This is a genomic window from Zhengella sedimenti, from assembly GCF_046506625.1.
GTDB lineage: Bacteria > Pseudomonadota > Alphaproteobacteria > Rhizobiales > Rhizobiaceae > Zhengella > Zhengella sedimenti.
In genome coordinates this window covers 482,296-497,144 of sequence record NZ_JBKFFP010000003.1, presented here as the reverse complement: position 1 = coordinate 497,144, position 14,849 = coordinate 482,296, and the positions used below count along the sequence as shown (strand labels likewise).

Annotated in this window: 15 protein-coding genes and 1 tRNA gene; 3 read left to right on the top strand and 13 right to left on the bottom strand. The window is 67.6% G+C overall.

Going from position 1 to position 14,849, the window contains the following annotated elements; translation table 11 throughout:
- Positions 1 to 10: 10 nt before the first annotated feature.
- From ACLB6G_RS11770 to atpD, 12 genes are all read right to left on the bottom strand, one after another.
- Positions 11 to 1,843, bottom strand: a complete 1,833-nt coding sequence (locus ACLB6G_RS11770; protein ID WP_410356362.1) for a PHA/PHB synthase family protein — start codon at positions 1,841 to 1,843, stop codon at positions 11 to 13.
- 227 nt (positions 1,844 to 2,070) lie between these two features.
- Complete coding sequence (locus ACLB6G_RS11765; RefSeq protein WP_410356361.1) at positions 2,071 to 3,441, bottom strand: MBL fold metallo-hydrolase; 1,371 nt, start codon at positions 3,439 to 3,441, stop codon at positions 2,071 to 2,073.
- Positions 3,442 to 3,443: 2 nt separating this feature from the next.
- On the bottom strand, positions 3,444 to 4,418 hold the full coding sequence (locus ACLB6G_RS11760; RefSeq protein WP_410356360.1) for an LOG family protein: 975 nt from the start codon (positions 4,416 to 4,418) through the stop codon (positions 3,444 to 3,446).
- A gap of 260 nt (positions 4,419 to 4,678) precedes the next feature.
- Positions 4,679 to 5,518 (bottom strand): F0F1 ATP synthase subunit gamma, encoded by an 840-nt coding sequence (locus tag ACLB6G_RS11755; RefSeq protein WP_410356359.1) that lies wholly within the window; start codon positions 5,516 to 5,518, stop codon positions 4,679 to 4,681.
- Entirely contained in the window at positions 5,515 to 7,023 is a 1,509-nt protein-coding gene (locus ACLB6G_RS11750) for a F0F1 ATP synthase subunit alpha (RefSeq protein WP_410356358.1), read from the bottom strand. The genes ACLB6G_RS11755 and ACLB6G_RS11750 overlap by 4 nt, the downstream gene beginning before the upstream one ends.
- Positions 7,001 to 7,747, bottom strand: coding sequence for a F0F1 ATP synthase subunit delta (locus ACLB6G_RS11745; RefSeq protein ID WP_410356357.1), 747 nt, complete (start codon positions 7,745 to 7,747; stop codon positions 7,001 to 7,003). The genes ACLB6G_RS11750 and ACLB6G_RS11745 overlap by 23 nt, the downstream gene beginning before the upstream one ends.
- Before the next feature lie 4 nt (positions 7,748 to 7,751).
- A complete protein-coding gene (locus ACLB6G_RS11740) occupies positions 7,752 to 8,006 on the bottom strand; it encodes a F0F1 ATP synthase subunit C (protein WP_410356356.1) in 255 nt (84 codons plus the stop codon).
- Positions 8,003 to 8,692, bottom strand: a complete 690-nt coding sequence (locus tag ACLB6G_RS11735) for a F0F1 ATP synthase subunit A (protein WP_410356355.1) — start codon at positions 8,690 to 8,692, stop codon at positions 8,003 to 8,005. Before ACLB6G_RS11735 ends, ACLB6G_RS11740 begins: the two co-directional genes overlap by 4 nt.
- Positions 8,689 to 8,964 (bottom strand): hypothetical protein, encoded by a 276-nt coding sequence (locus ACLB6G_RS11730; protein ID WP_410356354.1) that lies wholly within the window; start codon positions 8,962 to 8,964, stop codon positions 8,689 to 8,691. Before ACLB6G_RS11730 ends, ACLB6G_RS11735 begins: the two co-directional genes overlap by 4 nt.
- Positions 8,961 to 9,242, bottom strand: coding sequence for an AtpZ/AtpI family protein (locus tag ACLB6G_RS11725; protein WP_410356353.1), 282 nt, complete (start codon positions 9,240 to 9,242; stop codon positions 8,961 to 8,963). Before ACLB6G_RS11725 ends, ACLB6G_RS11730 begins: the two co-directional genes overlap by 4 nt.
- Positions 9,239 to 9,691, bottom strand: a complete 453-nt coding sequence (locus ACLB6G_RS11720) for a F0F1 ATP synthase subunit epsilon (RefSeq protein ID WP_410356352.1) — start codon at positions 9,689 to 9,691, stop codon at positions 9,239 to 9,241. The genes ACLB6G_RS11725 and ACLB6G_RS11720 overlap by 4 nt, the downstream gene beginning before the upstream one ends.
- Complete coding sequence (gene atpD, locus ACLB6G_RS11715; RefSeq protein ID WP_410356433.1) at positions 9,688 to 11,124, bottom strand: F0F1 ATP synthase subunit beta; 1,437 nt, start codon at positions 11,122 to 11,124, stop codon at positions 9,688 to 9,690. The genes ACLB6G_RS11720 and atpD overlap by 4 nt, the downstream gene beginning before the upstream one ends.
- Before the next feature lie 143 nt (positions 11,125 to 11,267).
- Here atpD and ACLB6G_RS11710 point away from each other — a divergent pair, with 143 nt between their 5' ends.
- Entirely contained in the window at positions 11,268 to 12,095 is an 828-nt protein-coding gene (locus ACLB6G_RS11710; RefSeq protein WP_410356351.1) for a polyphosphate kinase 2 family protein, read from the top strand.
- Entirely contained in the window at positions 12,092 to 13,849 is a 1,758-nt protein-coding gene (locus ACLB6G_RS11705; protein WP_410356350.1) for a SulP family inorganic anion transporter, read from the top strand. The genes ACLB6G_RS11710 and ACLB6G_RS11705 overlap by 4 nt, the downstream gene beginning before the upstream one ends.
- Before the next feature lie 57 nt (positions 13,850 to 13,906).
- Here ACLB6G_RS11705 and ACLB6G_RS11700 read toward each other — a convergent pair.
- A tRNA-Ile gene (locus ACLB6G_RS11700) sits at positions 13,907 to 13,983 on the bottom strand.
- Positions 13,984 to 14,093: 110 nt separating this feature from the next.
- Between ACLB6G_RS11700 and ACLB6G_RS11695 the strand changes: the two genes are divergently transcribed.
- Positions 14,094 to 14,825, top strand: coding sequence for an SIMPL domain-containing protein (locus tag ACLB6G_RS11695; protein ID WP_410356349.1), 732 nt, complete (start codon positions 14,094 to 14,096; stop codon positions 14,823 to 14,825).
- Positions 14,826 to 14,849: the final 24 nt, after the last annotated feature.

Sequence of the window (14,849 nt, the reverse complement as noted above, 5' to 3'; positions counted from 1 at the left end):
GGCGCCACGCTCACGTCTGGTGCACATAGGACCCCGGTGCCGCCTCGAGCGGAGGATAACCGCGTTCGGATGCGCCAAGGCGCCGGCGGGCCATGACCATGGCGCTGCTGCGATCTGCAAGCCAGTCGCGCCACTCCGGCCACCAGGAACCCGGCCGGTCGGGATTTCGCGCGAGCCAGTCGTCCGGTCCGACATAAAGCGCGCCCTGTGGCCGGTGCGAGACCCGGTAGCGGCTGCGCGGATTGCCCGGTTCGTTGACGATCCCGCTGTTGTGCCCGCCGCTGGTCAGCGCGAAGGTCAGGTCGCAATCGGTGAAGAGTTGCGTCTTGTAGACCGAGCGCCATGGCGCGATGTGATCGGTCTCCGTGGCAACGACGAAGAGCGGCGCCGAGATATCCTTCAATGCGATCACCCGGCCCTCCACGGAAAAGCGGCCGGCGGTCAGCCGGTTTTCGAGGAACAGGCCGCGCAGATATTGCGAATGCATCCGCGCTGGCATGCGCGTCGTGTCAGCCAGCCACACGCCCATGTCCGTGGGCGCATCGTCCTGCCCGAGCCAGTAGCGCTGCACGGCCCGCGACCAGATCAGGTCCTCCGACCGGATCGCGGAGAACGTGCGCGCCATCTGCGGCCGGTCGAGATAGCCCTGATCCCACATCATGTCCTCGAGGAAGGCCACCTGGCTTTCATCGACGAAGAGCAGCAGTTCGCCCGCCTCTGCGAAATCCACCTGCGCCGCCATCAGCGTGATCGACGCCAGCCGGTCGTCGCGATCCCGCGCCATCGTGGCGGCCGTGATCGCCAGGATCGTTCCGCCGAGGCAGTAGCCGACGGCATGAACCTTGCGGTCCGGGACGATGGCGTTTACGGCGTCGAGCGCCGCCATCACGCCAACCTTGCGGTAATCCTCCAGCGAGAGGTCGCACTGTCCGGCGGTGGGATTGCACCAGGAGATCGCGAAAACCGTGAACCCCTGCCCGACCAGGTAGTTCACCATGGAGTTCTGTGGCGACAGGTCGAGGATGTAGTATTTCATGATCCAGGCCGGCACGATCAGGATCGGTTCTGCTCGGACCTCGGCTGTCCGAGGCGAATACTGGATCAACTCGAACAGGTCGTTGCGGAACACCACCTGCCCCGGCGTGCAGGCCAGGTCCTCGCCGATCCGGTATCCCTCGGGAGCCGGGTCGCGGGATTGCATGACGGTCTTGATTGCATCATGGACGAAATTGGCGGCTCCCTCGGCAAGGTTGCGCCCCCCGGATTCGAGGGTGGTCTCGACGATCTCGGGGTTGAGTGCCGGGAAATTGGACGGCGACATGATATCGAGCGCCTGGCGGGCCATGAAACGGGTCCGGTCCGCGTTTTCGGGCCGCAGGCCGCGCAGATGGTCGGTGGCATGGTCCCACCAGTCCTGGGCGGCGAGAAAGGATTGCTGCCAAAGGCTGAAGGGCGGCTTCTGCCAGCCCGAATGACGGAAGCGGTGATCGAATGGCTTGGGTGCGAAGGGCGGCGCCTTGTCGCCCTTCGTGTCAAAGCGATGCGACATCAGCGCAAGGGCGTTGCGCTGCGCGCGTTCGATCAGTTCCAGCTGCCGGCCCGGAGCCTGGCTCATGTGCTGGGCCCAGTCGGCCCAGGCTTCGATGAAGGAATGCGGCGAGAGCCCCGCACTCAGCCGCGCAACCGCCGCCCGCGCCGCCCGGTCGAGGTTCTGGTGCGGATGTTGCGGACCCTGTTCCCGGCGCGGCGCCGGTGGCTGCGCGACGCTGGCGGGCGTTGGCAGGACCACCGGAAGGGACCGGCCTGATGCGTCCGTCGATGCTTTGCTGGATGATTTCGTCATCTGCCGAACTCCGGAGGACCATGGATCGAAAGCCGACGCGCCAAAAGTGACGGACAGCGGCCTGGTCCCGCCCCTGAAATCGCCACGGATCCTGCATATCCGCCGCACCCGCGCCTCACCTTGATCGAGAACAAGTCCGCCGGCCAATTCTCGCTTCAGGCATGTCATTCCCCCGCTCGGAGGCGCCGGCGCCGCGACCGGGCGGAACTGGCGGCCGTCCGCCCGGATCAGAGATCGTAATGCTGATGCAGAACCGGCATTTCTATCCCCTTGTTGCCCAGTCCCTCCGACAGCGCTTTGCGTCCCGCCTCCTCGCCATGGACCAGAAATGTCCTGGCCGGGTTGCCGGTGCGTTTGTGCCAGGCGATCAGGTCGGACCGGCCGGCATGGGCGGAGAAGCCGTTGATCGTGTGGATCCGGGCCCGCACCGGTATCTCGCTCCCGAAAAGCTTCACCGACCGCGCCCCGTCGATGATGATCCGCGCCAGCGTGCCCTCGGCGGCGAACCCCACGAAGATGACGCTGCAATCCTCATGGCCCAGATTGTGCCGCAGATGGTGCCGCACCCTTCCGCCGGTGCACATGCCCGACCCCGCCATGAACACCCCGCCCGAGCGGATCGTGTTCAGCGCGATGGACTCCGAAGCCTCCTCCACGAATTCGAGTTCGGGAAGGTCCAGGGGATCCGTCCGTTGTCCGAGACGGGCGGCGATTTCGGGTTTCATGTCCTCGGGGTGACGCCGGTAGATCCGCGTCGCCGAGATCGCCATCGGCGAGTCCAGGAACACCCGCAGATATTTCGGGAGTTCGCCCGATGTCATCCCCTCGCGCAGGAAGTAGAGCAGTTCCTGCGCGCGCTCCAGAGCGAAGGTCGGGATGACGACATTGCCGCCGCGCGCAATGGTTTCGCGGACCGCCTCGTGAAATTCCACGACCGAGCTTTCCATCGACCGGTGGTCGCGATCACCATAGGTGCTTTCCATCACCACGATGTCGACATCGCAGGGTGGCTGCGGTTCGTTGAGCAGCGGGCGGACGGACGGTCCGATATCTCCGGAGAAGAGGATGCGTTTGGTCTGGCCCGCTTCGGTCACGTCCAGACTGATGCTGGCCGACCCCAGGATATGGCCGGCATCATGCCATGTGGCACGAATCCCCTCGCCAAGATCGATCGGCTTTCCGTACCTGGCGACGCGCCCGAACTGTTCGAGACTGTCGAGGGCATCAACCCTGTCGTAAAGCGGACCCTGCCCGCCGCCGTGCCGCTGCCGCCGCCGCGCCTCCTCTTCGTGGAGATGTGCCGAATCCAGCAGCACCAGGCGCGTCAGGTCGCGTGTGGCCGCGGTGCAGATGATTTCTCCCGAGAACCCCTCCTTGACCAGAAGCGGAATGCGGCCGCAGTGGTCGAGATGGGCGTGCGTCAGAAGCAGCAGGTCGATCGAAGCGGGGTCGAAGCCGAAGGATTCGGCGTTTTCCTCATGCAGTTCCCGCCCCCCCTGGAACATCCCGCAGTCGATAAGGATCCTCTTTCCATTTGCGGCGAGCAGGTGGCATGAACCAGTGACGCCCCCCGCAGCGCCGTGAAACGAAAGCCGCATGGTCATTTCCTCCCCTGTTCGCGTTCAGCCAGCAATGGCCGTCCGGCACGCTCATACCAGCGCAGGATGTCGGCCCAGATTTCCTCGGCAGTTTCGGCAAACCAGAAAAGATCGCGGTCCTCCGGATCGATCACCCCTTCCTCGACAAGGAAATCGGGGTCGAACACCCGCCGCCAGTAGTCCTCTCCGACGAGGATGACCGGCAGTGGCGCGATCTTGCGCGTCTGCACCAGGGTGAGTGTTTCGAACAGTTCGTCGAGCGTGCCATAGCCCCCCGGAAACACCACCAGCGCCCGCGCGCGCAAAAGGAAATGCAGCTTGCGGATCGCGAAATAGTGCAAGCGGAAGCAAAGGCCGGGTGTCAGATAGGGGTTCGGAAACTGTTCATGCGGAAGCGTGATGTTGAGGCCCACGGTCGGAGCCCCTGCGTCATGCGCGCCGCGGTTGGCAGCCTCCATCAGCCCGGGGCCGCCGCCGGTCAGGATGACGAGCCTTTCACCTGCGGGAAATCCGGCATTTCCGACCAGCCGGCCGAAATCCTGCGCGATCCGGTAATAGCGACTCTTTGCTTCGACCCGGCGTGCGATGCGCAATTTCTGCGCCAGATCCGCATTGTCCGGGTTCCGGGCGCATTCGGCTTCCAGCTTTTTGACGCTGCGCTCGGCGGCCGCCGGCTCGCACACCCGCGTGCTGCCGAAGACGACGATCGAATGCCCGATCCCGTGCGTCTGGAGAAGATGTTCCGTTTTCTGGAAATCCAGTTGAAGCCGCACGCCGCGGGTAACGTCACTCCGCAGATATTCGGTATCCGCGTCGGCCTCGCGGTATTCCGGACTTTTCAGGATGGCGGCAACAAGGTCAGACGATCGGGGATCCTCGCTGTCGGGCTTCGGATCGGTCCATGGCAGCGGCTGCCGCCGCAGCGTCGGATGGGCCGGTGCAGGCTTTCCCGAACGGGGTTCGCCGTTCCGTTTCATGACGTCCCCCTGTCAGCCGCCGGTGGCGCGGCCGGAGCGCATATAGCGAACCCAGCCGCATTTCCCGTGCCGTATCTTCGCTCTTGGCCACCACACGCTGCGTTCATTCGCGATCCTGTCGTTGAAGTGCATGGAAGCTTACATAAGCAATTTCAAAAATACGTCCCGGGGCACCAAGGGGCAAGCCGGTCCTTGACGGCGGACATCGCCTTGCCATCACCGCCGGGAAAAGGTCAGCACCACGCCGGATGCCACGAGCTTCAGCCACGGTGCCCGATACCGGTGTCGGCAGAGGTCACCTCGATGACCTCGGTGGTCATCTGGTCCTGCCGGGCGCGCCGGAACGCGCTTTCGAGCTCGGCCTGCCGATCGCGCACATTCGACCGGGCCCGGGCCATCGCGGCGACTCGGGCGGCGTTCTCGGCGGCGAAGCCCAGCATCAGAGCCTCGCAGATCTCGGTGAAGACATATTCCTCGACCAGCGCGGCAACGAGTGTCGCGGGAGCGAGCGTTGTCAGGACACCGCCACCCCGCCAAGGTGAAAACCGCGTGAAGTCGAACGGAAAGAGCCGGCGATGGACGAGCGGCAGCGCCCGCTCTGCCGGATCGGCGAACACGATACGCACCGCGAGGCCCGGGCTGCGCAGGACCTCGGCAAGGAGCGCGTCGGCGAGGCGTCCGGCAAAGGCGGGGATCTCGCGCGCATGGGCGACCATGTCCCCGGTCCAGACGGGCGGCGGACCCGAGCCGAGCGCCCCGGCAGTGCGCGCGCCGACGACCATCAGCCGCGCGCCACGGTCCGCCTCGGCCCTGGCCGCCTCGGCCAGCCGGTCGGCATAGGCACCGCAGAACCCCTGGGTTCCGCCGACGACGATGGCAAGGCCCGGGCCCGGGTCGGGGATGTCCTGCGGCACTTCCGACAGTGCGGCGAGCGCCACCGAAAGCGCCTCGGCCACGGCCGCCTCATGCGCGCGGATGGCGTCAAGATGTGCGCGCGCCTCGACCTGGTGCGCCGCCGCGATCGCCCGCAGCGTCGAGACGATGCTGTCGATCTGGCGGATGTTGCCGATACGCTCCTGTATCTCCTCCGGCCGGCTCACCTTCCCTGCCCTCCGCCCTTGGCCGCTGCGGCGCGGACGCTGGCCACGAGCGCCTTGCGCGTCGCGTCGTCGAGCCTGTCGGGTGCCGCCCGGAACGCAGCCAGCGCCGGGTCGGCATTGATGATCGGCACCAGCGCGGCCTTCACGCGTGCCATGTCCTCGGGCGCGACGTCATCGAGCGCACCGTCGGTCAGCGCGGCGAACAGCGCCACCTGCGCCGCGGTGGGAAGCGGCGCATAGCGCGCCTGTGCCAGAAGTGCGCCGATCCGCTCGCCTCGGGCGAGCTGCGCCGCCATCGCGCTGTCGCCAAAACCGCCGAAGCGGGCAAACACCTTCATCTCCAGATATTGTGCATAGTCGAGGCGGACCCGCCCCGCCACCGCCTTCAGCGCTCCCGCCTGTGTCTTGCCGCCGACCCGGCTGACCGAAAGCCCGATATCCACCGCCGGGCGCTGGTTCGCGGCAAAGAGCGCGGCCGACGTGACGAGCTGACCGTCGGAAATCGAGATCAGGTTGGTCGGGATATAGGCGGCGAGGTTCCCCGCCTCGATCTCGGCGATGGGAAGCGCGGTGAGCGACCCGCCGCCTTTCGCCTTCGACAGCTTCGCCGACCGTTCCAGAAGCCTGGCATGGAGATAGAAGATGTCGCCGGGATAGGCCTCGCGCCCAGGCGGCTGACGCGAGAGCAGGGCAAGTTCCCGGTGCACGGCGGCGTGCTTGGTCAGGTCGTCATAGACGATGAGCGCATGTCCGCCCCGGTCGCGTACCCCTTCAGCCATGGTGGTCGCGGTGAACGGCGCGAGCCAGCGCAGCCCGGGCTCCGCGGTGGCCGGAGCCACGACAAAGATCGTCCGGTCGAAGGCGCCGTTGGCGCGTACCGCCTCGATCACCCGGCGCACGGCGGTCGTGCGTTGGCCGATCGCGACATACACCGAGACGATGTCGCTCGATTTCTGGTTCAGTATCGTGTCGACCGCGATCGAGGTCTTGCCGGTGCCGCGCTCGCCGATGATCAGTTCGCGCTGCCCCCGGCCGATGGCGAAGAGCGAATCGACCACCAGAAGACCTGTCTCGACAGGTTCGGTCACGAAGTCGCGTTCGATGATGCGGGGCGCCGGACGTTCGGCGGTCCGGGTCTCAGCCGCGGTGACGGGTCCTAAGCCGTCGAGCGGTCGACCCAGGGGGTCGACGACCCGGCCGAAAAGCCCCTCGCCGACAGGCACACGCACGAGGCGCCCCGTGCGCCGCGCGGCACTGCCGGAGGAAAGCCCGGCCGCGGGATCGAGGAAAGCGGCCTGAAGCGTTTCCTCGCCGAGGGTCAGGACCAGTGCGCGCGCGCCGTCCGGAAAGGCCAGCACCTCGCCAAGCCGCGCGCCGGGCAGGCCCGCGACATGGGCAAGACCGTCGGCGACCTCGACGACGAGCCCGGTCTCCTCGGCCTCTGGTCCGAGCGCTGCGCCCGCGATGCGGGCCTTCAGCGCCTCAACCGGCGGATCCGTCGCCATCAAGCGCCTCCGCGATGCGCGCCAGATCATGCGCGAGGGAATTGTGGACGACGCCCGAAACGCCCCGCAGTTCAAGCCCCGCGATGAGCCCCGGATCGACCGCAACCTCGGAGGACATCCCCGCCAGCCCCGGAACGCCGGCAAGCGCTTCCCGCACGACGCCGCGTTCGGCATCGGAGAGCGGCTGTGCAGAGACCAGCGTCAGCGGTCCGGAGCCGAACATGGATGCGCGGGCGTCGTCGGGAAGAGCAGCCAAGGCTGCGGCCAGACGCTCCGCATAGGCTCCAGGCGTCGGCGGGCGCGGCTGCGCGGCCAGTGCCCGCGCCGCGATCGTTTCTGCAAGGTCGCGGGCACGCGCCAGCGTCCGCGCCTCCGACCTGGCCACGAGATCCTCGGCCTCCGCCTGCGCGGCCTCCATGAGCTTCGCCGCCTCGGCCCGCGCGTCCTCGACAAGACTGGCGCGCTCGGCCGCCGCCTCGTCCTGCGCCTTGGCAAGAACGTCGCGCCGGGCGGCGGCATTCGCATCCGCCTCGGCCTTCGCCCGTTCGGCCGCGGCCAGGGCCTCTGCCCGCGTGGCCTCGGCGCGTTCGAGCGCCGCGTCCGTCTCTGCCTGCCGCTTGCTGATGATCCCTGCCACCGGGCGGAACAGGAAATGCGTGAGGATCGCCAGCAGAACCAGGACGTTGACGAGCTGGAAGGCAAAGGTGGTCCAGTCGAAGGTCATCGGCTCATTGCACGAAGGGGTTGGCGAACAGCAGCAGGAGTGCGACGACGAGACAGTAGATCGCCATCGTCTCGATCATCGCAAGTCCGACGAAAAGCGTACGCGAGACCGTGCCCGCTGCCTCGGGCTGCCGGGCGATCGCGTCCATGGCCGCGGCGACGGCGCGGCCCTCGGCCAGCGCCGGACCGATGGCCCCGAAGCAGACGGCGATCACGGCGCCAAGCACGCTGGCGATCTCGATATAGTCGACCGGGGTCACGGGCGGTTCTCCTTCTTGTTGGGGGTGCCATCCTCGACCGCGGCGGCAATGAACACCAGCGCCAGGGTGGCAAAGATATAGGCTTGGACGGCCCCGGTCAGCAGATCGAGCGCCATCAGCGGTATCGGCACCAGGAGCCCAGCCAGCGACAGGATGATGCCGATGACGAAAACCCCGCTCATCACGTTTCCGAACAGCCGAACCATCAGCGAGAAGGCGCGCGTCACCTGCTCGATCAGGTTCAGCGGGATCATGACCCAGGTCGGCCGGGCAAAACTGGCAAGATAGCCACGCACCCCTTGCTCGCGGATACCGAAATAGATGGCCGCGAAGAAGACGATGAGCGCAAGCGCTGCGTCGGTTTCAAGATGCGCGGTCGGCGGCTCGACCCCCGGCACCAGCGACGACCAGTTGGCGATCAGGATGAACAGGAGCAGCGTTCCGATCAGTGCCCGGAAGCGCGCCGGCTCACCCGGGATCGTGGCGCGGATCTGGCTGTCGAGCGCCGAGACGACCAGTTCCACCACGGCCTGCGGCCAGGACGGCCGCAGGGCGAGGCTGCGCCTCAGGGCGAAGGACAGGACCGCCATCAGCGCAATGATGCCCCAGGTGACGACGACCGGCTGCGTCACGGGCACCGGGCCGATGTGAAAGACGACGGTGAGGGCGAGCGGCGAGTCCGTCATTGCACTTCTCGCCGCGCGGCGCGAAGGACCAGCCAGCGCCCCGCCATCACGCCACCCGCGGCGGCAAGCAGCACCGATGCCCCGCCCTGCGCGGCGATCACCAGGAAACCCGCCATCCCGCCCAGGCGCAAGAGCTGGAGCGCCAGTGCCCGCCAGTCGCCGCCGACGATCCCGTCAGCGAGCGGCCGCAGGCTGCGGAAATGCAGCCAGCCCGCGCCGGTGCCGGCCACTGCGGCCAGAATGACCAGAAGCCAGGTCGCGGCGGCGCTCATTGCTCGTTCATCCAGCGCAAGGCAAGCCAGAGACCGAGGGCCGCGCCCATCAGGGTCAGGGCCGCGGAGAGGGTGATCCCCGAACCGAGAAGCCGGTCGAGCCAGCCGCCGATCACGACACCGAGAAGCGTCGGGCCGACGATCACCCAGCCCAGGACACCGATCTGACCGAACCGCCGGGCGAGCGAGGGTTCGGGATCGCGCGCACCGGCCTCGTCGCGCGCCCGGCTCTTGCGCGCGGCCTCCGCCAGCGCACGGTCTGTCTCGTTGCCGCTCACCGGAACGCCTCCTCGAGCGCCGCGTCGGCGGCATCCCCGCCATTCGGGCCGAGCTGGCGCATCAAGCGGCGGATCGCCAGCATGTGAAGTCGCGCCGATTCGCCACGTGTCCGGCGCGCGGCGTCGCGGACCGCCTCGGCGTCCTGGCGCACCTGCGCCTCGAGCGTTGCCAGGTCGTCGCCCGGGACCGCCTCGCGGCAGGCAACCGCGAGCTTGACGCCACCCGAGACGCGCAGAACCCCGCCACGAACCGCGCAGAACCGCCAGCGCCCGCCGCCGGCGCGCCAGCGCAGGACGGAGGGGCCGAGCACGGTCAGGAAATCGGCGTGGCCGGGCTGGATCCCGAAGCCGCCCGTGGCATCCTCGGCCCGGACCGAGACGGCATCGGGCACATCGACGGCCACCGAAAGCGGCGTGGTCACCGTCAGATGGAGGGTTCGCGCCGTCATGCCGTCCTCGCCTCCGCGGCCCCGCCCGAACGCCGCCGCGCCTCCTCCTTCTCGCGGCCCTCGTCGAGCGTGCCGATCATGTAGAGCGAACTTTCGTCCCAATCATCGCAGGCGCCCGCGAGGATCTCGGCACAGCCCTTGATCGTGTCGGCCACCGGGACCGAGCGGCCCGGCATCCCGGTATAGGCCGCCGCGACGAAGAAGGGTTGTGTCAGGAATCGCTGCAGCCTGCGGGCGCGGCCGACCAGCAGCCGCTCATCATGGCCGAGTTCCTCGACCCCCAGCAGCGCGATGACGTCGCGAAGTTCCCGGTAATGCTCGATCAACTCGCGGACCTGCCCGGCAACGCGGACATGCTCCTCGCCCACCACCAGCGGATCGAGCAGCACCGAGGTCGTGTCGATCGGGTCGATCGCGGGATAGATGCCCTCGGCCGCCAACTGGCGCGAGAGTACGACCGTGCTGTCCATATGGGCGCTGATCGCCGACACTGCCGGATCGGTGAAATCGTCGGCCGGGACATAGACCGCCTCGACCGCCGTCACGGCAGCGCGGCCGACCGAGGCAATGCGCTCCTGGAGATCGCCGACCTCGGATTCGAGCGTGGGCTGGTAGCCGACACGCGAGGGCATCCGCCCGAGCAGGCCCGAGACCTCGGCGCCCGCCTGCACGAAGCGGAACACGTTGTCCATCAGCAAAAGGACGTTGCGCCCCTCGGCGTCACGGAAATGCTCGGCCACGGTCAGCGCGGTCAAAGGCACGCGCCAGCGCGCGCCCGGGGGTTCGTTCATCTGGCCAAAGACCAGCACCGTGCGGTCGAGCACGCCCGAGGCGCGCATCTCGTTCAGCATCTCGTGCCCCTCGCGCGAGCGTTCCCCGACACCGGCGAAGACCGAGATGCCGTCATAGCCCGAGACCATCGCGTGGATCAGTTCGGTGACGAGAACCGTCTTGCCGACGCCGGCACCGCCGAACATCGCCGATTTGCCGCCCTGCGCGAGCGGGGCGAGCAGGTCGAGGATCTTGATCCCCGTCGAAAACACCTCGACCCCCGCTTTCTGCGTGGCCAGCGTCGGGGCGCTGCGATGGATCGGGCGGCGCGGCACGTCCGCGGGCAGCGGCGGACCATCGTCTCCCACAGCCCCGCTGACGTCGAGCAGGCGGCCGAGGACGGCAGCGCCGACCGGCACGGACAGCGGCCCGCCCGGCAGCCGGACGGAGGCGCCGCGCGCGACGCCCTCGGTCGGCGAAAGCGCGATCACGCGGACATGATGTGCATCGAGATGGGCGTGGACTTCGGCCAGGATGTTCTCGTCAAGGCTGCCGATCACGACCGCATCGTGGATGGCGGGAAGAACGCCCTCGATCCGGACATCGAGGACGGCCCCGCGCACCGCCGTCACGCGGCCCTGCGGCGCTGGCGCACCGTCCACAGGATCGGACGCACTGCGTTGCCGCGCGTCATTCCCGATGGCCTTGCCCAAGCGGAACTTTCCTCCTCAATTTATCAGGAAAAAGCTACCATGATATTTCTGCGGTGTCACAAGGAAAGCGAGGGATCAGGGTGAACGACCATATGGCACAATACCGTCTCGGCCCGGGTGAGGCGCCCGGTCTTGCCGGCCGCGATCCGGCGGCAACCGAGCCGCATCTTTCCCATGACAAGGGCGCGGCGGAGCGTGGCAAGTTGCTGGCGGCGCTCGACAGGCTGCAATACCTGCTCTTCGCCGACAACAGGCAGTCCTTGCTGATCGTGCTGCAGGGCCTCGACGCATCCGGCAAGGACGGCACCATACGGCATGTGTTCACAGGCATGAACCCGCAGGGGGTGCGTGTTGCCGCCTTCAAGCAGCCGACGCCAGAGGAGGCGGCCCATGACTTCCTATGGCGCGCGCACCGGGCCGCCCCTGCGCGCGGCGAGGTCGTGATCTTCAACCGCTCGCACTATGAGGACGTGCTGGTCGTGCGTGTCCATGACCTGGTGCCTGAACCGGTTTGGCGTGCGCGCTACGACGCGATCAACGCGTTCGAATCCATGCTTGTGGCAAACGGCACCCGGATCCTGAAGTTCTTCCTTCACATCAGCCCCGAGGAGCAGCTCGCGCGGTTCGCGGAACGGCTCGACACGCCGGAAAAGCGCTGGAAGATCAGCGAAAGCGATTACACCGAGCGTCTGCTCTGGGACCGCTACACGGACGCCTACGAAGAGGCGCTGCAGCGCACGGGCACCGAGGCGGCGCCATGGTATGTCATCCCGTCGGATCACAAGTGGTACCGCAACCTCGCGGTCGCGCGGATCATCGCCGCGACGCTGGAGGAGATGCATCTCGGCACGCCATCGGCAAGCGTTGACATCGAGGACATCCGGCGACGCTACCATTCCGCGAAGGCCAGGCAGGCATGACCAAGGGTCGATCGCCAGCGCCGGAGGCGGCCGCGTGGCGCCCCTTCCCAACGCTAGCGCAAGCAAGGCCCGGCGCGGATGTTCTCGCGGGGATCAGCCTTGCGGCCGTGGCCATCCCCGAGCAGCTTGCGACCGGGAGGCTTGCAGGGTTGGAACCGGCTTCCGGACTTATCGCCTTCGCCGCAGCAACACTTGCCTTTGCGGCCCTCGGAAGAAGCCCGTGCCTTTCCGTGGGCGCCGATTCGACCATTTCGCCGGTCATCGCCGGGGCAATCGCGGGCAGCGCCGCCGCAGCAGCCGGGGCGGAATCGTCAGCCGCAGTCCTGGCGGTGATGGTAGGAATACTCCTGATCTTGGTGCGGATCCTGCGGCTGGGCTGGCTTGCGGATCTATTGTCGGCCCCGGTCGGCGCGGGACTCATGGCGGGCATCGCCGCGCATATCGTCGTTGGACGGCTTCCGTCGCTGTTAAATCTCAACATACCCATGCTTTCCATGGGCGAAACCCTGCTCCGCCTGGCGCGGGACAGAGGGACGGCCGATCCCTTGCCGCTTGCGCTCGGCCTCGCTGTCGCGCTTTGCTGCGCGCTCGGTCACCGTTTCGCGCCGCGCTGGCCAGTGGCGCTGGCAGCTGTCGCGGCAGCCGCCTCCTTTGCCGCGCTGGTCGATCCCGAAGGGGTCAGGTTCCCGCGGGCTGGGCCGGTTTCGGGCGGACTGGCATGGTTCCCCGACGGACTGCGTGATGCAGGCACGTTCGTTGCGTTGATCCCTGCGGCTCTCACGATCACATTTCTCTGCATCACCCAGACCGCGGCCATCGAAAAGGTCGACGCGCCGCGCACCGTCGGAGCCTTCGGCCCCTGGCGCGACCGCATGACGGGGGAGATCGGCGCGCTCGGGGCCGCCAATGTGCTTGCCGGGCTTGCCGGCGCCTTCGCCGTCAATTCCAGCCCGCCGCGGACCGCGGTCGCCGCTGCGGCAGGGGCACGGAGCCAGCTCGCTTCGATCGTCGCCGCCGCGCTCGCGCTTGCCGTGCTGTTCGGCGCGGGCGGGCTGCTGGAAGCGCTCCCCGTTGCGGCACTCTCCGGCGTCCTGCTCTTCGTGGCGGGCCGCATCTTCCCGGCTCATCTGCTCGCGCATATCTTCCGGCACAGCCCGGATGAACTGATCCTTGCCATATCGGCGGCACTTCTGGTGATCGTCCTTCCGGTCCAGACCGGTGCGGCGATGGCCCTTCTGCTGGGAATTCTCCACGCCGCCCAGGCGTCTCTTCGACCGCAGGCCGGCGAACTCCTGCGGGTTCCAGGTACCACGGTCTGGTGGCGCGCCCGGGCCGATGAGTACGGTGAGCGGGTTCCCGGCGTACTGGTCCTGGGGATCGGCGCGCCGCTGAACTTCATCACGACGCCGCGCATACTCGAAACGCTGGACGAAGCCCTCGCCGCGCAACGCAAGGCGTCGAAGATCGTGGTTCTGGAAGCCGCGGGCGTCCTGGCTGTCGACATCACCGCTGCGGATTTGCTGGCGCGCCGTATCGCAGAAATGCGTAACGCGGGCCTCGAGGTGGCGATTGCGCGCCTCGAAGCAGCCCGGGGCGCGCATGAGGCTGAGGCAACTGGGCTCATCGCGGCGGTCGGACCGGACAAGATTTTCCTGACGGTCGAAGAGGCGGTGCGCCAGCTTGCCAGCGCGCCGGTTAATTCCGGAAACCGGACCGGAAGCGGAGCAAATGACGCCCGCCAACCACACGGGTAACCTGAAAGCGGGAGCAAAAGAGAAAATAAGGTGAAATCAAAGGAGCCGGTTTCGGGATGGTGGGCCCGGAGGGACTCGAACCCCCAACCAAGCGGTTATGAGCCGCCGGCTCTGACCAATTGAGCTACAGGCCCGCCGGCCCGCTGATTAGTTTCTTTTTGCGCTCCGCACAAGCCGCTTGCGCCGCATTCGCGCTGCAATTGAATGGTGCAACCATGCCGGAACAAGTTGCCAGGAGATTCCGATGCAAAGAACCGCGTCCCGTCACCTTTCCCGTGCCCTCGCCGCCGGCCTGCTTGTCGCCCTGCCGATGCAGGCAGGCGCGCAGGAGCCTGCCCCGCGCATTGCCGTCACCGGCCAGGGCGAGGTCGCCCTCGCGCCTGACATGGCCACGGTCTCGCTGACTGTCCTGCGCGACGCGGCAACCGCGCGCGCCGCCCTCGATGACAACAACAAGGCCATGGCGGCGGTCATCGAGGCCATGCGCAAGGAGGGGATCGAGGACCGGGACATGCAGACCTCGGGCTTTTCCATCCAGCCGCGCTACGTGTATCCGCGCCAGTCCGACGGCAGCGGCGAAGGCCCGCGCATCACCGGCTACGAAGTGACCAACACGCTGACCGTGCGCATTCGCGACATGGCCCGGCTGGGGGGCATCCTCGACATGTCGGTTTCCCTCGGCGTGAACCAGGGTGGCTCGGTGAGCTTCTCGAACGCCAATCCGGATGCTGCCCTTGCCCAGGCGCGCACCAGGGCGGTGGCGGATGCGATCGAAAAAGCCCGGACCCTTGCGGAAGCCGCCGGCGTTGCCGTCGGCCCGATCCTGGAAATGTCCGAAGTGTCGAACCGGCCCTATCCGCGCCCGATGGCCGCGCCCATGGCCATGCGCGGCGGAGCCGCCGAGGCCGTGCCGGTTGCGGCCGGGGAGAATACCTACAGCGTCGATGTGAACGTGACCTTCGCCATCCGGCAATAGGCCCGCCAACGGGAAACGCCGGGG